We start from the raw sequence: 18,917 nt of genomic DNA on the forward strand, positions 1-18,917 counted from the left end.
ACACAGATTCAACTTGCCAACCTGCCACAACCACAAAAAAACAGGCATCAGGAGCACCCCACCATGAGTACGTCCTCTTCCGGCCAAAGCGCCGGGCAATTGGAAACACGCGGCATCGAGCCGGTCCCGGAAGGCGAGTGCAACGGCCATCCGCTGCAACTGTTCTGGGTCTGGTTCGCGGCCAATATCAGCATCCTCGGCTTGCCCTTGGGCGCGACCCTCGTGGCGTTTCGCGGCCTGGCGATCTGGCAGGCAGTCATCGTGGCGATCCTCGGCGCCGCCGGTTCGTTTGCGGTGGTCGGCATCATCTCCATCGCCGGCCGTCGTGGCCGTGCCCCGAGCTTGACGCTGTCCCGGGCGATCTTCGGCGTACGCGGCAATATCGGCCCGACCCTGGTGTCACTGATGTCGCGCCTGGGCTGGGAAACCGTCAACACCACCACGGCGGCATTCGTGCTGCTGTCGTTGTGCTCGATCCTGTTCAACTCGCCGGTTGCCGCCAAAAGCGCGCCGGTACTGACCCTGCTGTTCATTGGCATTTTCGTGCTGCTGACCCTCGCCGTATCGGGCCTGGGCCACGCCACTTTGCTGGTGATCCAGAAGTGGGCCACCTACGTGTTCGGCGCACTGAATATCCTGGTGGGCGGTTTCCTCTGCGCCACCATCGATTGGAGCGCGGTGTTCAACGCCACGCCTGCGCCGTTGAGCGCGATGATCATCGGCATCGGCACCATGGCCGCCGGTACGGGTATCGGCTGGGCCAACGCCGGTGCCGACATGTCGCGCTACCAGCACCGCAGCGTCAAGGCCGTGCGCCTGGTGGCCTCTGCCGCCTTCGGTGCGGGTATTCCGCTGGTGCTGTTGATCACCCTCGGCGGCCTGCTGTCGGTGGGCAACAACGACCTGGCGTCGGCCACTGACCCGATCATCGCGATCCGCGACATGCTGCCGACCTGGATGGCGGTGCCGTACCTGATCACCGCATTTGGCGGACTGCTGCTGTCCAACAACCTGTCGGTGTACTCGGCGGGCCTCACCACCTTGACCCTCGGCTTGAAGGTCAAGCGCGTGCACGCGGTGATCGTCGACATCGTCGCGATCTTCGCCGGTTCGATCTACTTCATGCTGATCGCCGACAGCTTCTACGGTCCGTTCATCACGTTCATCTCGTTGCTGGCGGTACCGATTACCGCCTGGGTCGGGATCTTTGTGGTCGACCTGATCCATCGTCACTACTACAGCCCCAAAGACCTGCTGGACGTGACGCCAAGCAGCGCCTACTGGTATCGCGGCGGGGTTGAATGGCGTGCGTTCGGCGCCTGGGCGATTGCGATTGTGCTGGGCTTCAGCTTCACCACCATCGGCACCACGGCCGAGAACATCTGGTTCGCCGGGCCGTTGTCCGATTCGTGGCTGGGCCACAACGGCCTGGGCTGGATCGTCACCTTCCTGGTGGCCGGCGGGATTTATGCGGTACTGGGTGGCGCGACTGATCGTCGTCCGGCTTTGGTAGAGAGCGCTAATGTCTAGATTGCTGCACAGCGGGCAGGTCATCGTCGACCTGGTCATGTCCCTCGACACATTGCCCGCCACCGGCGGCGATGTATTGGCCAATTCCGCCAGCTTCGAAGCCGGCGGCGGCTTCAACGTGATGGCCGCCGCCCGACGCAACGGCTTGCCGGTGGTCTACCTGGGCCGCCATGGCAGCGGCCGCTTTGGTGACCTGGCACGCGCGGCAATGCAGGCCGAGGGCATTGAAATGGCCCTGGCTGCCAGCGACGACAAGGACACCGGCCTGTGTGTGTCCCTGACCGAAGCCACTACCGAGCGTACCTTCATTTCCCATATCGGCGCCGAAGGTGATTTGCTCGCGCAAGACCTGGCCAGCGCGGTACCCAATGCCGATGACTATGTGTACGTCAGCGGCTACAGCCTGCTGCTTGAAGGCAAGGCCCAGGCGTTGCTCGATTGGCTGTTGGCGTTGCCGCGCCAGATCACCGTGGTGTTCGATCCGGGCCCGCTGGTGAAGGCGCCGGACTCGGCCTTGATGGTCGCCTTGTTGCCGCGTATCGACATCTGGACCAGCAACGGTCCGGAAGCCCTGGCATTCACCGGCGCCAGCGATCTCGCGGGGGCATTGCTCAAGCTCAACGAGCACCTGCCCGCCGGCACCTTGCTGGTGGTGCGCGACGGGCCGAATGGCTGCTGGGTCAGCCGTAGCGGCCAGGCCGAGCATGTGCCGGGATTCAAGGTCAAGGCGGTGGACAGCAACGGTGCGGGTGATGCTCACGCCGGGGTGTTTATCGCCGGGCTGGCCAATGGTTTGGCGCCAGCTGTCGCGGCACGTCGCGCCAATGCGGCGGCAGCATTGGCGGTCACGCGCTGGGGGCCGGCAACCTCACCGGGCACGGCTGAAGTGGATACGTTGTTGAGCGCGGGCTGATTCGGCAGAATAGTCGCCATTCAGCACGGAGCAACGTCATGACCCAGAACATCTACGACACCGAGGTTTTCTTCGAGGGCTACAGCAAAATGGGCCGCTCGGTAGAAGGCCTCGCCGGCGCTCCGGAGTGGCCAGCATTGCAGGCCATGTTGCCGCCTATGTCGGGCTCGAAAGTGGTGGACCTCGGTTGCGGCTACGGCTGGTTCAGTCGCTGGGCTCAGGAGCAGGGCGCCGAACAAGTGCTGGGGCTGGATGTGTCGCAAAAAATGCTGGCGCGGGCGAAGGAGATGACTGCGTCTTCGGCCATCACCTATGGCATTGCCGACCTGGAAAAACTCGACCTTCCGGATGCCGCTTTCGACCTGGCCTACAGCTCATTGGCGTTTCATTACATCGTCGATCTGAAAGGCCTGTTCGCGCGCATTCATCAGGCATTGGTGCCAGGCGGACGGTTGGTGTTTTCCATCGAGCACCCGATCTTCATGGCGCCTCGGCAGCCGGGCTGGCTGATTGATGAGCAAGGGCGCAAGAGCTGGCCGGTGGACAGCTATCAGATCGAAGGGCCACGGGTCACCAACTGGTTGGCGGATGGCGTGATCAAACAACATCGCACGGTAGGCACGTTGCTTACGCTGTTGATCCAGGCGGGGTTCACCCTGACCCATGTAGACGAGTGGGGCCCAAGTGAGGATGACCTTAAGGCCCGCCCCGCATTGGCAGAAGAGCTGGAGCGGCCGATGATGCTACTGGTTGCCGCCCACCGCTGATACCGTGGCTGAAAACACGATCAAAAATGTGGGAGCGGGCTTGCTCGCGAATGCGGTGGGTCAGCCAATGAATCTGGCACTGATACACCGGCTTCGCGAGCAAGCCCGCTCCCACATTTTGATCCGCGTTAACCGGCCTTTTTCAGCGCCTCAATCAACTCATCCTTGCGCATGGTCGAACGCCCGGGAATGTCCTTGGCGCGCGCTTCCTTCAGCAAGCTTTCCTTGGTCTGCGTGCCCAACGACATCCTGCTGTTTCGCGGATGCCCTTCACGACTGGCCGCAGCCCGTTTGGCCGACTCATGCCGGTCCTGAGACTTTTTCGCCGGCGCCTTGCGCTGGCCTGAACCACCAGCGTTTTCGCCGCCACCCGACTGCTTGTTGACGGTGGCCCAAGCCCGGGCCTCGGCCTCTTCTTTCGACAAGCCCTTGTGCTCATAACTCTCTTCGATATGAGCGGCCTTGCGCTTCTGTTCGGTGGTGTATTTGGCTTTGCTTCCACGAGGCATTTCGATACTCCTACTGGTTCTGGCCCTTCACGAAGGGCCAGGCCAGACAAAGTGCGTTACTGGCCCGCTTCGCTTTCCAGCTTGCGAGCCGCTTCCACGCCGGATGCGGTGAGCTTGATCGGCAGGTTCAGCGCGTGTTCCCCGGCATCGTTGCAGGTCACATGGCCTTCCTTGATCCACCCGCGGTCCTGCAAGGTGGCCAAGGCACTGGCCACCACTTTTTCACCTCGGTAGTTGTCCAGCACTTCCTTGCCCAGCCCGCTGGGATGAGCGTGGAGCAGGCGGGTGAGGACTTCTTTTTCAAGGTTGTGATCGACGTTCATGCATACCTCTTCACTGGGAAATGGTTGGGTGTTCGTCTTTCTCGCGGGTTAAGGCGCTGGCTGTTTTGGTGCACCAGGGATGTTTGAGTCATCGCCTTTATTGATCGAAGGCGAAGTGGCGCCTGGGCCCATTTTGCCGTTAGGTACTGCACCGCTGTTGCGATTGGTGTCGTCACCCTGGGTGCGTGGGTCTTTGCTGTTGTCGATGATGGCGCCGCCATTGGTGTCCATGCCGGTGCCCATCGAGTCCTTCGACTCTTGGGTAGCGGGGTTGGGCGGGCTGCCGACAGGGTCGGTCGGGCCGGTGCTGGAACCTGTGGTGGCGGCAAAGCTGCTCAGCGAAACCGCAGACAGCAAACCAGTGAGGGCGAGGGCGGCAAATTTGGAAGTCGTCATGATGGTGTCTCCATATGATTAATGTCCTTACCTGATATTGGTCCGCCCCCGTTTGCGATTCGTGCCTCGATACCGACGAACGGTCTTAGGTCGCTTGTAAGATTTTGTGTGACGAGATTCGGCGCCAGATCAACCGCGCCACTGTGATCAGCCAATTGAGCAACGCCACGGCCAGCACGCTCATCAACAGGGTCGGCATGCCGTATTCGACGATGACCTTGCCCGCCAGCAACGGGAAACCGAACACCCCGATAAAGTACGCCAGGCTGAACAACAGCAACGCTTGTGAAGTGGTGCCGGCGGGCGCCTCGTTCGCAGCCAAACCATTGATCACCGAATACGTCAGGCCATAACCGACGCCCAGGGTGACGGCTGCCGCCAGGTAGCTGTAGTTGCCGCTGACTCTGAACCCGAACAGGAAAATCGACACCAGCATCAACCCCGACAACACACACGCCGCCCAATACGGATCACGCTTGACCACGATGCCGGCGATCAGCAGGCGGCTGGTAATCGCCGCACTCATGAAACCGAGGAAGAACAGCGAATAGTCCAGCCCGTGCAGCGCCGCGTAGCTGGTCTGGAAACTCGACAACCCGCCAAACACGCAACCGCCGAGGCCGACCATGATGATCGCGAACACCGCTTTCGATGACAGCACCTGGCGCGTCGCCGACCAGGAAATCTTCGACGCCGGCGCAGTGTGCTGACTGAGGGCGCGACCCAGCCGCCAGAAAATCACCACGCCCGTAAGGCTCGCCAGCGCCGCGATATAAAACGCCGCCGTCAGCGAAAAATCCAACGCACTTGCCGCCCGCCCCAGCAGCGGCCCGGAGCCGATCCCGGTCATCATGCTGCCCGACAGCAGGGCGAAATATTTGGCCCGCTGCGCCGGTTCCACCAGCATCGCGACGATGATCGGCCCCAGCGTATAGAACACGCCCCAGCCCAACCCCAACGACAAGCCAAAGAACATCAAGCCCTCGCCAAATCCCGGTGTAAGCGCAAAGCCCAGGCACGCCAGCACCAGCAATACGCCGAGCAGGGCGATGGACTTGGCGGCTCCCAGCAGGTCCGCCAGATGCCCGGAAACCAGCACCGCCACAAAGGTGCTGAGCATTGCCATGGAGATCACGCTGCCGGCGTCGTGTTCGTTGCCGCCACGGGAATGGATCAGCAGCGACAGCAAGAATGTCGAGCCATAGGACAGGGAAAGCAGGTAGCTGGCGAGGCAGAAAAGGGCGAACAGTTTTCCGCCAACCGCAGGTGAGGAGTGCATGGAAAAGCCTTGCGTCTGTTGGATTTATGCCCAACTTTTACCATGCACGGCGCGTGGGATTGTTCTGTGGTTCGCGGTTCTTGCGTTAGCCCACAGCGGAGTATGGCGTGCCGATTTCTTCGATGAACAGGTCCATGAAACCCTTCAACCGCTCATGGCGCGCCAGGGCCATGCGTTGCCCCGTCGGCGTCTGAAATCCGCCCGCCAGATGCAGCAGCTTGGTCTGGAAATGGTCGAGGCAGAAGCGCTTGTCGTCGTACTCGCGATGCTTTGCCGTTGGGTCCGCCGGGTCATACAGCCCGCTGCCCATACGCCCGGCGATGTAAAACGTGCGGGCCACGCCGATCATGCCCAGGGAATCCAAACGGTCGGCATCCTGCATAATCTTCGCTTCAAGCGTCACTGGAGTAAGGCCCGCCGAAAAGCTGTGGGTCTCGATGGCATGCGTCACCGCAGCAATCGTTGCGGGCGGCCAGCCCAGCCCCTGCAAAATCTCCCCGGCTTTGTCCGCCGCCAGCTTCGACGCCTTGGACCGCAACGGTGAATTCTTCTCCACTGCCACGCAGTCATGCAGCAACACGGCTGCCAGCAGCACCTCAAGCTCGCCACCTTCCTCAGCCTGGATCGAGCGCACGTTGTGCCACACCCGCTGCAAATGGGACAGGTCGTGGGCACCGTCTTCCGAAGGCTCAAGGGCGTGAGGCAATAAAGTCGCGGCGAGGTCGGTCAGTGGCGTGAAGGGCATGGGGATTCTCAAAGGTCGACGGCCTGCAGGTTAGCCGCGAATCAAATTGCACTGCAATCGGTCATTAAAGCGCCTTAGTATGTGTGCTTTATTTCCCTGACAAGGCCAGTCCATGACCATCGAGATTCGCCCCGCCGTGCCCAGCGATGCTGCGCAAATTCTGGCCTTCATCACCGAGCTTGCCGACTACGAAAAAGCCCGCCACGAAGTGATCGCCAGCGTGGTGGACATCGAGCGCAGCCTGTTCAGCGAAGGCGCCACCGCCCACGGCCTGATCTGCCTGCGGGACGGTTTGCCGATCGGCTTTGCGGTGTTCTTTTTCAGCTACTCCACCTGGCTCGGCAGCAACTGCCTGTACCTCGAAGACCTGTACATCAACCCCGAGCAACGCGGCGGCGGGGCGGGCAAGAAGTTGCTGCGCCACCTCGCGAAAATCGCCTGCGACAATGGCTGTGGGCGTTTCGAGTGGAGCGTGCTGGACTGGAATGAGCCGGCCATTGCGTTCTACAAATCCATCGGCGCCCAGCCACAGGAAGAGTGGGTGCGCTACCGCATGGAGGGCGATGCCTTGAGGGATTTCGCCCAAGGTTGAAGGCCTATAAAGAGCCGGCTATCACAGCCGGTTTTTTTATACAGTTGTTCACTATATGGGATGATAATTTATATATTGAGATGTTTTGGTTTCTGGGTTTATAGTCTTGCGCATCAGCACTCACTACCAAAAACAAAACAGGTGAAGCGATGCAGGCACAACCGTTGTCGTTACCTCCGGTGCCCGAGCTGACTTACGGCGAGCGACTGAAGAACAAAGTCGTGGTCATTACCGGTGCCGCCCAAGGCATTGGCGAGGCAATCGTCGCTTGCTTCCAGGCTCAGCAGGCGCGCCTGGTAATCGGTGATATCCAGGGCGAGAAGGTCGAGAAGGTCGCCGCTCACTGGCGCGAACGCGGCGCCGAGATTTACGCACAACCCGTCGACATCACTTCCAAGGACCAATGGCGCTCCCTTGTGGACGTGGCCATCGAACGCTTTGGCCGAGTCGATGTGCTGGTCAACTGCGCCGGCGTCAACGTGTTCCGCGACCCGCTGGAAATGACCGACGACGACTGGCGCCGCTGTTTCGCCATCGACCTCGACGGCGCCTGGTACGGCTGCCGCACCGTGTTGCCGCACATGATCGAGCAGGGCATCGGCAACATCATCAACATCGCCTCCACCCATTCCAGCCACATCATTCCCGGTTGCTTCCCGTACCCGGTGGCCAAGCACGGCCTGCTGGGGCTGACCCGCGCACTGGGCATCGAATACGCGCCCAAGGGCATCCGCGTAAATGCCATCGCGCCGGGCTATATCGAAACCCAACTCAACGTCGATTACTGGAACGGCTTTGCCGACCCGCACGCCGAGCGCCAGCGTGCCTTCGACCTGCACCCGCCCAAGCGCATCGGCCAGCCGATTGAAGTGGCGATGACGGCACTGTTTCTTGCGACCGATGAGGCGCCCTTTATCAATGCCACCTGCCTGATGATCGATGGCGGGCGGTCGGTGATGTACCACGATTAACACGTTTCCAAATAACAAGAAGAGGTGGTTCATGCTCAAGAAGACACTAGGCACCCTTGCACTCACGATGGCACTCAGCGGCCTGGCCTCTGCCGAAGAAGTCAAGATCGGCTTCCTGGTCAAGCAGGCGGAAGAGCCTTGGTTCCAGACCGAATGGGCCTTCGCTGAAAAAGCCGGCAAGGACCATGGTTTCACCGTGATCAAGATCGCCGTGCCCGACGGCGAGAAAACCCTTTCCGCCATCGACACCCTCGCTGCCAACGGCGCCAAGGGCTTCGTCATCTGCCCGCCGGACGTGTCCCTCGGCCCGGCGATCATGGCCAAGGCCAAGCTGAATAACCTGAAAGTGCTGGCGGTGGACGACCGCTTCGTCGACGCCAAGGGCAAGCCCATGGAAGACGTGCCTTACGTCGGCCTGGACGCCTACAAGATCGGCCAGAAACAAGGCGAAGCCATGGCCACCGAAGCCAAGCATCGCAACTGGGACTGGAAGGACACCTACGCCGTCATCAATACGTTTGACGAGCTCGAGACCGGCAAGAAACGCACCGACGGTTCGGTAGAAGGCCTCAAGGCTGCCGGCCTGCCGGTTGACCATATCCTGTTCACCGCGCAGAAAACCCTCGACGTGCCGGGCGCCATGGACTCCACCAACTCGGCCCTGGTGAAACTGCCCAGCGGCGCGAAAAACCTGCTGATTGGCGGCATGAACGACAGCACCGTACTGGGCGGCGTACGCGCCACCGAAAGCGCCGGCTTCAAGGCGCCGAATGTCATCGGCGTGGGCATCAACGGCACCGACGCCATCGAAGAGCTGAAAAAATCCGACACCGGTTTCTACGGCTCGATGCTGCTCAGCCCCGATGCGTCCGGCTATAAAACCGCTACTGCGATGTTCGAGTGGGTGACCAAAGGCACCGAGCCGGCCAAGTTCACCGCACTGGATAACGTGACCCTGATCACTCGCGCCAACTTCAAGGAAGAGTTGAGCAAGATCGGTCTGTGGAAATGAACAGCGCTGCAGCAGAAAGCCTGCGCTTCAACGGCATCGGCAAGGAGTTTCCCGGGGTGAAAGCCTTGGCGCAGATCAGCTTTGAAGCGCGGCCCCATTCGGTGCATGCGCTGATGGGCGAGAACGGCGCGGGCAAGTCGACCTTGCTGAAAATCCTTGGCGGTTTTTATCCGCCCAACAGCGGCAGTTTGCAGTTGGGCGAACGCAGCGTGAGTTTCAAATCGGCGGCCGACAGCATCGCCAGCGGCATCGCGGTGATTCACCAGGAGCTGCAACTGGTGCCGGAAATGACCGTCGGGGAGAACCTGCTGCTGGGGCATATGCCGTCGCGCTTTGGCGTGGTCAATCGCGGCGCGATGGTGCGCAAGGCGCGGGAATTGCTCAAAGGTCTGGCGGATGAAATCGATCCGAACATGCGCCTGGGCAGCCTGTCCCTCGGGCAGCGGCAACTGGTGGAAATCGCCAAGGCCATGTCACGCAATGCCCATGTGATTGCGTTCGATGAGCCCACCAGCAGCCTCTCGGCCCGCGAGATCGAGCGGCTGATGGTGATCATCGCCCGGCTGCGGGATGAAGGCCGGGTGATCCTCTACGTGTCGCACCGCATGGAAGAAGTGTTCCGGATTTGCGATGCGGTGACGGTGTTCAAGGACGGGCGCTTCGTGCGCACCTTCGAGGACATGGCGCAGTTGAACGTCGACCAGTTGGTCAACTGCATGGTCGGGCGCGATATCCAGGACATCTACAATTACCGACCGCGCGAGCACTCCGGTGAAGCGTTGCGAGTCGAAGGTCTGCTCGGGCCAGGCTTGCAGGAACCGGTGAGTCTGCAGGTGAACAAGGGCGAGATTCTTGGGCTGTTTGGCCTGGTCGGGGCAGGGCGCACCGAGCTGTTGCGCCTGCTGGCCGGGCTGTCGCGCAGTACCCAGGGTGCCTTGGTGTTGCATGGCCAGGCGCAGACGTTCAAGACGCCACGGGATGCGATTGCGGCGGGTGTATTGCTCTGCCCCGAGGACCGCAAGAAGGAAGGCATCGTGCCCCGCGCCAGTGTCGCGGAGAACATCAACATCAGTGCGCGCCGTGACCATGCGCGCTTCGGTTGGTTGATCCAGGGCGGTTGGGAACGCGCCAACGCCCAGCGGCAGATCAGCGCGCTGAACGTGCGCACGCCGTCTGCCGATCAACCGATTCTGTTCCTGTCGGGCGGTAACCAGCAGAAGGCGATTCTGGGTCGCTGGCTGTCGATGCCGATGAAAGTGTTGCTGTTGGACGAGCCGACTCGCGGCATTGATATCGGTGCCAAGTCGGAGATCTACCAGATCATCCACAACCTGGCGGCCAGTGGCATTGCGGTGATTGTGGTGTCCAGCGACCTGATGGAAGTGATGGGCATCTCCGACCGCATCCTGGTGATGAGCGAAGGCGCCCTGACCGGCGAATTGACCCGCGATCAAGCGGACGAAGCACGACTGCTGCAACTGGCTCTTCCGCGTACGCGGGACTGAAGAATACGAGGGGTGGGTATGTCACAGGTAAAAACCGCAAGAAGCTTCTGGCCGGGGTTCAACCAGCGCAAGTTTCTCGATGATTGGGTCATGCTGCTGGCGGCCTTGAGCATCTTTGTGCTCAGCGCCATTTTCATCGACAACTTCCTCTCGCCGCTGAACATGCGCGGCCTGGGGCTGGCGATTTCCACCGTGGGCATTGCAGCCTGCACCATGCTGTTCTGCCTGGCGTCGGGGCACTTCGACTTGTCGGTGGGCTCGGTGATCGCCTGTTCGGGCGTGGTGGCGGGGATCGTGATTCGCGACACCGACAGCGTGTTCTTCGGCGTGTCGGCGGCGTTGGCCATGGGCCTGGTGGTGGGGCTGATCAACGGCATCGTGATCGCCAAGCTGCGGATCAACGCGTTGATTGCCACGCTGGCGACGATGCAGATCGTGCGTGGGCTGGCGTATATCTTTTCCAACGGCAAGGCGGTTGGCGTGATGGACGAAAACTTCTTCGTCTTTGGTAACGGCCAGCTGTTTGGCGTGCCGGTGCCGATCATCATCACCGTGCTGTGCTTTGTGTTTTTTGGCTGGCTGCTGAACTACACCACCTACGGGCGCAACACCATGGCCATCGGTGGCAACCAGGAAGCGGCGCTGTTGGCCGGGGTAAATGTCGACCGTACCAAGATCATCATCTTTGCCGTGCACGGGGTGATTGGTGCGTTGGCCGGGGTGATCCTGGCGTCGCGGATGACCTCGGGGCAACCGATGATTGGCCAGGGGTTTGAGCTGACGGTGATCTCGGCGTGCGTGCTGGGCGGGGTGTCGCTGAGCGGCGGGATCGGGATGATCCGGCATGTAATTGCCGGGGTGTTGATTTTGGCGATCATCGAGAACGCGATGAACCTGAAGAACATCGACACCTTCTACCAATACGTGATTCGCGGCTCGATCCTGTTGCTGGCGGTCATTATCGACAGGATGAAGCAACGCTGATTTCTCGAGCGATGAGGCTTTCTGTGGCGAGGGAGCTTGCTCCCGCTGGGCTGCGTAGCAGCCCCAATACCAAACACCTCATTCATCCAGGCAAAATGCGGTCGTCTGTTTCAGGGCCGCTTCGCGCCCCAGCGGGAGCAAGCTCCCTCGCCACAACAGGCGTGACCGCCCATAATGCTCGCCGTTTTCGTACTTCCCAATAGGCCCGATATGCAGGAAAACGCCCACACTCCCGTCAAAGACGCCGCCCCCACCGGCACTCAAACCCTGCTCCGTGGCCTGGGCGTGGTGCAGGCGGTGGCGGCCGGCGCGCGGGATCTCAAGGAGATTGCCAAGCGCATCGGCACCACCCGCAGCACCACTCACCGCCTGGCCAGTTGCCTGGTGGAAGAGCGCTACCTGCGCGTGGTGCCGCAAGTCGGCTACCTGCTGGGGCCCAAGTTGATCGAGTTGGGTTTTCAGGCGCGCGAGGAATTACCGCTGGTGAGCCTGGCGGTGCCGTACCTGGACGAGTTGTCGGCGCTGACCGGCGACACCATCCACCTGGCGATCCGCGAATTCGATGATGTGCTGTACCTGCACAAGAACCCTGGCCGCAATGGCCCGGAAATGCGCTCGCGCGTAGGCCATCGCATGCCGCTGGCGCGTACCGGGATCGGCAAGGCGTTGTTGCTGGATGACACGGTGGAAGAGTGGCAGCGCCTGTATCAGGTCAGCTTGCCAACAGGCGGGAAAAACTTGCAGTGGCCGCAGCACCCCGAGCAATCCTGGGCGCAGTTTGAACAGCGCATGCAGGAATACGTGGCGGGCGGTTATGCGTTTGATCTGGAAGACAACGAACCGTCGATCCGTTGTGTCGCGGCACCGGTGCGCGATGCCAGCCGGCGAATCGTCGCCGGCATCAGCATCGCCAGTACCGTGCCCTACATGCCGCTGGAGAAAATGGCCGAGCTGATCCCTGTGATCAAACAGGTCGCAGCGCGGCTGTCAGCGGAGTTGGGCGCGAAGGCCTGATCTTCCCGTAGCAGCTGTCGAGCCCCAGCGAGGCTGCGTCTGCGGTGTATCAGGTACACCGCGAACGCAGCCTCGCCAAGGCTCGACAGCTGCTACGGGGGGCAATCTGTCAGGCCTTCAGGGTCGCCATGTCGATCACGAAGCGGTACTTCACATCCCCGGCAATCATGCGGGTGTAGGCTTCGTTGATGTGGCGGATGTCGAGCATCTCGATGTCGCAGGTGATGCCGTGCTCGGCACAGAAATCCAGGACTTCCTGGGTTTCGGCAATCCCACCGATCAACGAACCGGCCAGTACCTTGCGGCCCATCACCAGCTTGGCGGCATTGACGGGCGGGTCGACCGGCTCGATCAAACCTACCAGGATGTGCACGCCGTCAAAGCGCAGCACATCGAGGTAGGGGTTCAAGTCGTGCTGCACCGGAATGGTGTCCAGCAGGAAGTCGAAATGCCCGGCAGCGGCTTTCATCTGCGCTTCGTCGGTGGACACGATCACGTGATCGGCGCCCTGGCGACGGCCTTCTTCAGCCTTGCTCGCGGAGCGGGTGAACAACGTCACTTCGGCGCCCATGGCCTTGGCGAACTTGATGCCCATGTGGCCCAAACCGCCCATGCCCAGAACCCCAACCTTGTCGCCAGCCTTCACGCCATAGTGCTTGAGCGGCGAATAGGTGGTGATACCGGCGCAGAGGATCGGCGCGGCGCTGGCCAGGTCGAGCTTGGCCGGGATCTTCACCACGAAGTGCTCGCTGACCACGATGCTGTCGGAGTAGCCGCCCATGGTGTTGCTGCCATCGACCCGATCCGGGGTGGCGTAGGTCATGGTCGGGCCTTCGAGGCAGTATTGCTCGAGGTCGGCGTGGCAGGCGTCGCAGTGACGGCAGGAGTCGACCATGCAGCCAACACCCACCAGGTCACCGACTTTGTGCGCGGTCACGCTGGCGCCGACGGCGGTGACTTTACCGACGATCTCGTGGCCCGGCATCAGCGGGTACACGGCAATGCCCCATTCGTTGCGTGCCTGGTGGATGTCGGAGTGGCAAACGCCGCAGTAGAGGATTTCGATCGCCACGTCATCGGCGCGCGGGCTGCGGCGTTCGAAGGACATGGGGGCGAGGGGAGTGGTGGCCGATTGAGCGGCATAACCGATGGCGGTGTACATGGAGAAACCTCGCAGGTGCAGTAACAGGTGAGGTGGCGCATTCTCCTCGCCGTGCCTTGGGGCGGCCATGGCGATTGCTCCGAGTCTCATGCCTATTCGTCCGGGAGTGCCCCTGGATTGGATTACTGTGGCGCCAGACCTGCGATGATGGTGTCATCCCCTTTTTCGCGAAGTTTTTGCCATGTTGTTGACCCGCCATGTCGACGCCAATGCCGCGTTGGTTGCCCTGATCGAACCGCTGACACCCCGTGATGGTTTCTCGCCCACGAACTTGCCAGGCGTGCAGGTATTGCGCGCCAGTTGCGATGTGGCGCGGGGCCCACAGATTTATGAACCGAGCCTGATGATCGTCGCCCAGGGCAGCAAGGTCGCGTATTTGGGCCCGCGAACCCTGGAATATGGCGCCGGGCATTACCTGATCCAGGCGATGCCGGTGCCGTTCGAATGCGAGACCTTTGCCATGCCGAATGCGCCGCTGTTAGGCGTGACGGTGGGCATTGACCGGGTGGTGCTGGGTGAGTTGGTGATGGCGATGGGGATCCAGTCCGGGCCACCGCCAGCGGCGCAGACGTTGGAGTCGATGAGCTCGGTTGTGCTGGATGACGCCATGCGCGGCTGTGTCGAACGGCTGTTGCAGTGCCTGCACGATCCGCTGGAGAGTCGGATCATGGGCCCGGCGCGGGTGCGGGAATTATTGTTCACCGCGTTGCGGGGGCCTCAGGCGGATGTGTTGCGGGCGCTGGTGGAGCAGCAAGGGCAGTTTTCCCGGGTGGCGACCTCGTTGAACCACCTGCATGCCCATTACGCCGAGCCACTGAATATCGAGACCTTGGCGGGTTATGCGCACATGAGCGCGTCGACGTTCCACGAACACTTCAAGCGTTGCACGCTGTTGTCGCCGGTGCAGTACCTCAAGCGTCTGCGGCTGCTCAAGGCGCAGCAGTTGCTGTTGGTGGAGGGTATGGGTGTGGCGCAGGCGGCCCACAGTGTGGGCTATCAGAGTACGTCGCAGTTCAGCCGGGAGTACAAGCGCTACTTCGAGCGCAGCCCTGGGGATGAGCGAGCGGCATAACTCTCCCAGGCACAACGCGGTCAAAAATGTGGGAGCGGGCTTGCTCGCGAATGCGGTGTGTCAGTCACAGATGTTTTGGCTGAACCACCGCATTCGCGAGCAAGCCCGCTCCCACATTTGTCCGAGCCGACTGGTCTTTTTCCGGGCCACAAAAAAAGGCCCCCATTTGGGAGCCTCGTTTTTCAAGCCAATGCCTTACATGTTCGGGTAAGTCGGCCCGCCCGCACCTTCCGGTGTCACCCAGGTGATGTTCTGCGAAGGGTCCTTGATGTCACAGGTCTTGCAGTGCACGCAGTTCTGGGCGTTGATCTGGAAGCGCTTCTCGCCGTCTTCCTTGGTGATCACTTCATACACGCCGGCCGGGCAGTAGCGCTGCGCCGGTTCATCGTAGAGCGGCAGGTTGGTGCCGATCGGGATGCTCGGGTCTTTCAGCTTCAGGTGGCAAGGCTGTTCTTCTTCGTGGTTGGTACCGGAGATGAACACCGAGCTCAGCTTGTCGAAGCTCAGCTTGCCGTCGGGTTTCGGGTAGTCGATTTTCTTGCTGTCCTTGGCCAGCTTGAGGCAGGCGTAGTCCGGCTTGGTGTCGTGCAGGGTGAACGGCATTTTGCCGCCGAGGATGTTCTGGTCGAACCAGTTGAAGCCGGCACCCAGGATCGGGCCGAACTTGTGCATCGCCGGGCCGAAGTTGCGGCTGGCGAACAGCTCTTCGTAGAGCCAGCTGTTCTTGAAGCTGTCGACGTAGTTGGTCAACTCGTCGCCGCCTTCGGATTCGGCGAACAGGCGCTCGGCCACGGCGTCAGCGGCGAGCATGCCCGACTTCATGGCGGTGTGGCTGCCCTTGATCTTGGCCACGTTCATGGTGCCCAGGTCGCAGCCGATCAAGGCGCCACCCTTGAATACCATTTTAGGCAGCGAGTTGATGCCACCTTTGGCCAGCGCGCGTGCGCCGTAGCTGATGCGCTTGCCGCCTTCCAGGTACTGGGCCAGCACCGGGTGATGCTTGAGGCGCTGGAACTCGTCGAACGGCGACAGGAAAGTGTTGCTGTAGGACAGGTCGACGATCAGGCCGACCACCACTTGGTTGTTTTCCAGGTGATAGAGGAACGAGCCGCCGGTGTTCTCGTTGCTCATGATGTCCAGCGGCCAACCGGCAGTGTGCACCACCAGGCCAGGCTGATGTTTGGCCGGGTCGATTTCCCAGATTTCTTTCAGGCCGATGCCGTAGTGCTGGGCGTCGGCGTCGCTGTCCAGGTTGAAGCGCTGGATCAGTTGCTTGCCGATGTGGCCACGGCAACCTTCGGCGAACAGCGTGTACTTGCCACGCAGTTCCATGCCCGGGGTGTAGACGCCTTCTTTTGGCTGGCCTTCACGGTCGACGCCGAGGTCACCGGTGATGATCCCGCGCACCACGCCGTTTTCGTCGAACAGTGCTTCCTGGGCGGCGAAGCCCGGGTAGACTTCCACGCCCAGGTTCTCGGCCTGCTGGGCGAGCCAACGGCACAGGTTGCCCAGGGAGATAATGTAGTTGCCTTCGTTGTGCATGGTCTTGGGCACAAAGAAGTCAGGCACCTTGGTGGCCGCTTCGCTGGAGCGCAGTACATAGATGTCATCACGCACAACAGGGGTGTTGAGCGGTGCACCGAGTTCTTTCCAGTCCGGGAACAATTCGTTCAGGGCACGGGGTTCAAACACGGCACCGGACAGGATGTGAGCGCCGACTTCGGAGCCTTTTTCGACCACGCAGACGCTGATTTCCTTACCGGCTTCGGCGGCCTTCTGCTTCAATCGGCAGGCGGCAGACAGGCCTGCCGGGCCAGCGCCGACGATGACCACGTCGAATTCCATGTATTCGCGTTCCACAGGCTATCTCCTACTCAAGGCTCAACGGCTTTTTTTTCTAATGGGTGGAGGTTCGGTAGTCCGTCCCACAATGCCTGCACAAATCTCATGCAAGGGGCAGGGGACGACCCACCTTTCTCTCTAGGTGGCGCATTATATCTACACCACTCTCAGCGTCCAATACAAACGTTTGTTTGAATTGCCCGCAAGCTAGGTAAATCAAAGCAACGCGGCTTATAACTGACCATTTTGCCGTATTGACCGGAATAGGCGTTCCGGTCAATATACGGTCGGTTTTGCGCATCCCGTAGGCAGACTGTGGGTTTCAAGGCCACCTCGAAAAACAGGCTGAAGGCAAATAAGGGTGACGCGCGAGCCACGATGGCGCGCAGTTTACACGCCACGATAATGAATGACCTCTCAGTCACCGCTGACGAACGGTCATCACTCCCGTGAGCAAGGTCCCCCGCCGACGATTGCCGGTGTTTTTGGAGGTGCCCTTGTGTGCCGATGAGCATCAAACCGCCAGGTTCGCCTAGGCGACTTTCTTTTCACCGGAGAGTAACGAGGAATCCATGAAGGTTCTTGTAGCTGTCAAACGCGTTGTCGATTACAACGTGAAAGTTCGCGTCAAGGCGGACAATTCCGGCGTCGATCTCGCTAACGTCAAGATGTCGATGAACCCTTTCTGCGAAATCGCCGTGGAAGAAGCCGTACGCCTGAAAGAGAAAGGCGTTGCGACTGAAATCGTCGTCGTTTCCATCGGTCCGACCACTGCTCAAGAGCAGCTGCGTACGGCCCTGGCGCTGGGTGCCGATCGCGCCATCCTCGTCGAATCCGCTGAAGAGCTGACTTCCCTGGCCGTTGCCAAGTTGTTGAAAGCTGTTGTCGACAAGGAACAGCCATCGCTGGTGATCCTCGGCAAACAAGCCATCGACAGCGACAACAACCAGACTGGCCAGATGCTGGCTGCACTGACCGGTTACGGCCAGGGCACCTTCGCCTCGAAAGTCGAAGTCAGCGGCGACAACGTTGCCGTGACCCGCGAAATCGACGGCGGCGCGCAAACCGTTTCCCTGAAACTGCCGGCCATCGTCACCACCGACCTGCGTTTGAACGAGCCGCGCTACGCGTCCCTGCCAAACATCATGAAAGCCAAGAAGAAGCCTCTCGAAGTGCTGACTCCGGACGCTTTGGGCGTTTCCACCGCCTCCACCAACAAGACCGTCAAAGTCGAAGCGCCGGCTGCACGCAGCGCGGGCATCAAGGTCAAGTCGGTGGCTGAACTGGTCGAGAAACTGAAAAACGAAGCGAAGGTAATCTAACCATGACTATCTTGGTAATCGCAGAACACGACAACAAGGTCGTGGCTCCGGCCACCCTGAACACTGTCGCCGCCGCCGCCAAAATCGGTGGTGATATCCACGTCCTGGTCGCTGGCCAAAACGTTGGTGCCGTGGCTGAGGCCGCTGCCAAAATCGCTGGCGTGAGCAAAGTACTGGTTGCCGACAACGCAGCCTACGCTCACCAGTTGCCGGAAAACGTTGCCCCGCTGGTTGCAGAGCTGGGCGCTGGTTACAGCCACATCCTGGCTGCCGCCACTTCCAACGGCAAAAACATCCTGCCGCGCGTTGCCGCGCAGCTGGACGTTGACCAGATCTCCGAGATCGTTTCGGTTGAAAGCGCCGACACCTTCAAGCGTCCGATCTATGCCGGTAACGCCATCGCTACTGTGCAGTCCACTGCCTCGGTTAAAGTCATCACCGTGCGTGCCACCGGTTTCGACCCGGTTGCTGCTGAAGGTGGTTCGGCTGCGGTTGAAGCTGTCGCTGCTGCTCACGACGCTGGCACTTCCAGCTTCGTAGGCGAAGAGCTGGCCAAGTCCGATCGTCCGGAACTGACCGCTGCCAAGATCGTCGTTTCCGGCGGTCGTGGCATGCAGAACGGTGACAACTTCAAGCACCTGTACGCCCTGGCTGACAAGCTGGGCGCTGCGGTCGGCGCTTCCCGCGCTGCCGTCGACGCAGGTTTTGTACCGAACGACATGCAGGTCGGCCAGACCGGCAAAATCGTTGCGCCACAGCTGTACATCGCCGTCGGTATCTCCGGCGCGATCCAGCATTTGGCCGGTATGAAAGACTCCAAGGTGATCGTTGCGATCAACAAGGACGAAGAAGCGCCGATCTTCCAGGTGGCTGATTATGGCCTGGTGGCAGACTTGTTCGAAGCCGTACCCGAGTTGGAGAAGCTGGTCTAATCCAGCCGCTTCACTTATAAAGAGCCCGGTCTTTTGACCGGGCTTTT

General features: G+C 60.9%; 19 protein-coding genes. 12 read left to right on the forward strand and 7 right to left on the reverse strand.

Going from position 1 to position 18,917, the window contains the following annotated elements:
* The first annotated feature begins 63 nt into the window (after positions 1-63).
* From AU074_RS13170 to AU074_RS13180, 3 genes are read left to right on the forward strand one after another with little or no spacing between them, the layout of a single operon-like run.
* Complete coding sequence (locus AU074_RS13170; RefSeq protein ID WP_076015084.1) at positions 64-1,530, forward strand: cytosine permease; 1,467 nt, start codon at positions 64-66, stop codon at positions 1,528-1,530.
* The gene (locus tag AU074_RS13175) at positions 1,523-2,443 is read left to right on the forward strand and encodes a PfkB family carbohydrate kinase (protein WP_076015085.1); all 921 of its coding nucleotides are present in this window, start codon (positions 1,523-1,525) and stop codon (positions 2,441-2,443) included. The genes AU074_RS13170 and AU074_RS13175 overlap by 8 nt, the downstream gene beginning before the upstream one ends.
* Positions 2,444-2,481: 38 nt before the next feature.
* Positions 2,482-3,210, forward strand: coding sequence for a bifunctional 2-polyprenyl-6-hydroxyphenol methylase/3-demethylubiquinol 3-O-methyltransferase UbiG (locus AU074_RS13180; protein WP_076015086.1), 729 nt, complete (start codon positions 2,482-2,484; stop codon positions 3,208-3,210).
* A 128-nt stretch (positions 3,211-3,338) separates the two neighbouring features.
* On the opposite strand, the gene AU074_RS13185 is transcribed toward AU074_RS13180, so the two are convergent.
* The 5 genes from AU074_RS13185 to AU074_RS13205 form a co-directional block, all read right to left on the reverse strand.
* Positions 3,339-3,719, reverse strand: coding sequence for a Rho termination factor N-terminal domain-containing protein (locus tag AU074_RS13185; RefSeq protein ID WP_076015087.1), 381 nt, complete (start codon positions 3,717-3,719; stop codon positions 3,339-3,341).
* Between the two features lie 56 nt (positions 3,720-3,775).
* Positions 3,776-4,042: a hypothetical protein gene (locus AU074_RS13190; protein WP_017475797.1), complete on the reverse strand. Its 267-nt coding sequence runs from the start codon at positions 4,040-4,042 to the stop codon at positions 3,776-3,778.
* 48 nt (positions 4,043-4,090) lie between these two features.
* A complete protein-coding gene (locus tag AU074_RS13195; RefSeq protein WP_010165919.1) occupies positions 4,091-4,438 on the reverse strand; it encodes a hypothetical protein in 348 nt (115 codons plus the stop codon).
* 85 nt (positions 4,439-4,523) lie between these two features.
* The gene (locus AU074_RS13200; protein ID WP_076015088.1) at positions 4,524-5,717 is read right to left on the reverse strand and encodes an MFS transporter; all 1,194 of its coding nucleotides are present in this window, start codon (positions 5,715-5,717) and stop codon (positions 4,524-4,526) included.
* A gap of 85 nt (positions 5,718-5,802) precedes the next feature.
* Complete coding sequence (locus tag AU074_RS13205) at positions 5,803-6,462, reverse strand: HD domain-containing protein (RefSeq protein ID WP_076015089.1); 660 nt, start codon at positions 6,460-6,462, stop codon at positions 5,803-5,805.
* A 112-nt stretch (positions 6,463-6,574) separates the two neighbouring features.
* Here AU074_RS13205 and AU074_RS13210 point away from each other — a divergent pair, with 112 nt between their 5' ends.
* From AU074_RS13210 to AU074_RS13235, 6 genes are all read left to right on the forward strand, one after another.
* A complete protein-coding gene (locus AU074_RS13210; RefSeq protein ID WP_010165922.1) occupies positions 6,575-7,054 on the forward strand; it encodes a GNAT family N-acetyltransferase in 480 nt (159 codons plus the stop codon).
* Positions 7,055-7,203: 149 nt separating this feature from the next.
* Complete coding sequence (locus tag AU074_RS13215; RefSeq protein WP_076015090.1) at positions 7,204-8,025, forward strand: SDR family oxidoreductase; 822 nt, start codon at positions 7,204-7,206, stop codon at positions 8,023-8,025.
* Positions 8,026-8,056: 31 nt separating this feature from the next.
* Positions 8,057-9,037, forward strand: a complete 981-nt coding sequence (locus tag AU074_RS13220) for a substrate-binding domain-containing protein (protein WP_063027976.1) — start codon at positions 8,057-8,059, stop codon at positions 9,035-9,037.
* A complete protein-coding gene (gene araG, locus AU074_RS13225; protein WP_076015091.1) occupies positions 9,034-10,542 on the forward strand; it encodes an L-arabinose ABC transporter ATP-binding protein AraG in 1,509 nt (502 codons plus the stop codon). The genes AU074_RS13220 and araG overlap by 4 nt, the downstream gene beginning before the upstream one ends.
* 18 nt (positions 10,543-10,560) lie before the next feature.
* Positions 10,561-11,526 (forward strand): L-arabinose ABC transporter permease AraH, encoded by a 966-nt coding sequence (gene araH / locus AU074_RS13230; RefSeq protein WP_076015092.1) that lies wholly within the window; start codon positions 10,561-10,563, stop codon positions 11,524-11,526.
* Positions 11,527-11,736: 210 nt separating this feature from the next.
* Complete coding sequence (locus AU074_RS13235; protein WP_076015093.1) at positions 11,737-12,540, forward strand: IclR family transcriptional regulator; 804 nt, start codon at positions 11,737-11,739, stop codon at positions 12,538-12,540.
* A gap of 109 nt (positions 12,541-12,649) precedes the next feature.
* Here AU074_RS13235 and AU074_RS13240 read toward each other — a convergent pair whose 3' ends face one another.
* Positions 12,650-13,702: an NAD(P)-dependent alcohol dehydrogenase gene (locus AU074_RS13240; protein WP_076015094.1), complete on the reverse strand. Its 1,053-nt coding sequence runs from the start codon at positions 13,700-13,702 to the stop codon at positions 12,650-12,652.
* A gap of 181 nt (positions 13,703-13,883) precedes the next feature.
* Between AU074_RS13240 and AU074_RS13245 the strand changes: the two genes are divergently transcribed.
* Complete coding sequence (locus AU074_RS13245; protein ID WP_004371227.1) at positions 13,884-14,774, forward strand: AraC family transcriptional regulator; 891 nt, start codon at positions 13,884-13,886, stop codon at positions 14,772-14,774.
* A gap of 195 nt (positions 14,775-14,969) precedes the next feature.
* On the opposite strand, the gene AU074_RS13250 is transcribed toward AU074_RS13245, so the two are convergent.
* Positions 14,970-16,634, reverse strand: a complete 1,665-nt coding sequence (locus AU074_RS13250) for an electron transfer flavoprotein-ubiquinone oxidoreductase (protein ID WP_076015095.1) — start codon at positions 16,632-16,634, stop codon at positions 14,970-14,972.
* 554 nt (positions 16,635-17,188) lie between these two features.
* Here AU074_RS13250 and AU074_RS13255 point away from each other — a divergent pair.
* Positions 17,189-17,938 carry an electron transfer flavoprotein subunit beta/FixA family protein gene (locus AU074_RS13255; RefSeq protein ID WP_076015096.1) on the forward strand — a complete coding sequence of 250 codons (750 nt, stop codon included), beginning with the start codon at positions 17,189-17,191 and terminating at the stop codon, positions 17,936-17,938.
* A 2-nt stretch (positions 17,939-17,940) separates the two neighbouring features.
* The gene (locus AU074_RS13260) at positions 17,941-18,870 is read left to right on the forward strand and encodes an electron transfer flavoprotein subunit alpha/FixB family protein (protein ID WP_004371223.1); all 930 of its coding nucleotides are present in this window, start codon (positions 17,941-17,943) and stop codon (positions 18,868-18,870) included.
* The last annotated feature ends 47 nt before the right edge of the window (positions 18,871-18,917 follow it).

The sequence above is a fragment of the Pseudomonas sp. ATCC PTA-122608 genome (assembly GCF_001952855.1).
Classification (GTDB): Bacteria; Pseudomonadota; Gammaproteobacteria; order Pseudomonadales; family Pseudomonadaceae; genus Aquipseudomonas.

What these genes read in the sequence shown, in the direction of transcription:
- AU074_RS13195 (WP_010165919.1), bottom strand. Translation starts at nt 4,438, where the DNA reads ATGACGACTTCCAAATTTGCCGCCCTCGCCCTCACTGGTTTGCTGTCT.
- AU074_RS13240 (WP_076015094.1), bottom strand. Translation starts at nt 13,702, where the DNA reads ATGTACACCGCCATCGGTTATGCCGCTCAATCGGCCACCACTCCCCTC.
- AU074_RS13260 (WP_004371223.1), top strand. Translation starts at nt 17,941, where the DNA reads ATGACTATCTTGGTAATCGCAGAACACGACAACAAGGTCGTGGCTCCG.
- AU074_RS13210 (WP_010165922.1), top strand. Translation starts at nt 6,575, where the DNA reads ATGACCATCGAGATTCGCCCCGCCGTGCCCAGCGATGCTGCGCAAATT.
- araH (WP_076015092.1), top strand. Translation starts at nt 10,561, where the DNA reads ATGTCACAGGTAAAAACCGCAAGAAGCTTCTGGCCGGGGTTCAACCAG.
- araG (WP_076015091.1), top strand. Translation starts at nt 9,034, where the DNA reads ATGAACAGCGCTGCAGCAGAAAGCCTGCGCTTCAACGGCATCGGCAAG.
- AU074_RS13205 (WP_076015089.1), bottom strand. Translation starts at nt 6,462, where the DNA reads ATGCCCTTCACGCCACTGACCGACCTCGCCGCGACTTTATTGCCTCAC.
- AU074_RS13215 (WP_076015090.1), top strand. Translation starts at nt 7,204, where the DNA reads ATGCAGGCACAACCGTTGTCGTTACCTCCGGTGCCCGAGCTGACTTAC.
- AU074_RS13175 (WP_076015085.1), top strand. Translation starts at nt 1,523, where the DNA reads ATGTCTAGATTGCTGCACAGCGGGCAGGTCATCGTCGACCTGGTCATG.
- AU074_RS13190 (WP_017475797.1), bottom strand. Translation starts at nt 4,042, where the DNA reads ATGAACGTCGATCACAACCTTGAAAAAGAAGTCCTCACCCGCCTGCTC.
- AU074_RS13170 (WP_076015084.1), top strand. Translation starts at nt 64, where the DNA reads ATGAGTACGTCCTCTTCCGGCCAAAGCGCCGGGCAATTGGAAACACGC.
- AU074_RS13255 (WP_076015096.1), top strand. Translation starts at nt 17,189, where the DNA reads ATGAAGGTTCTTGTAGCTGTCAAACGCGTTGTCGATTACAACGTGAAA.
- AU074_RS13200 (WP_076015088.1), bottom strand. Translation starts at nt 5,717, where the DNA reads ATGCACTCCTCACCTGCGGTTGGCGGAAAACTGTTCGCCCTTTTCTGC.
- AU074_RS13220 (WP_063027976.1), top strand. Translation starts at nt 8,057, where the DNA reads ATGCTCAAGAAGACACTAGGCACCCTTGCACTCACGATGGCACTCAGC.
- AU074_RS13180 (WP_076015086.1), top strand. Translation starts at nt 2,482, where the DNA reads ATGACCCAGAACATCTACGACACCGAGGTTTTCTTCGAGGGCTACAGC.
- AU074_RS13185 (WP_076015087.1), bottom strand. Translation starts at nt 3,719, where the DNA reads ATGCCTCGTGGAAGCAAAGCCAAATACACCACCGAACAGAAGCGCAAG.
- AU074_RS13245 (WP_004371227.1), top strand. Translation starts at nt 13,884, where the DNA reads ATGTTGTTGACCCGCCATGTCGACGCCAATGCCGCGTTGGTTGCCCTG.
- AU074_RS13235 (WP_076015093.1), top strand. Translation starts at nt 11,737, where the DNA reads ATGCAGGAAAACGCCCACACTCCCGTCAAAGACGCCGCCCCCACCGGC.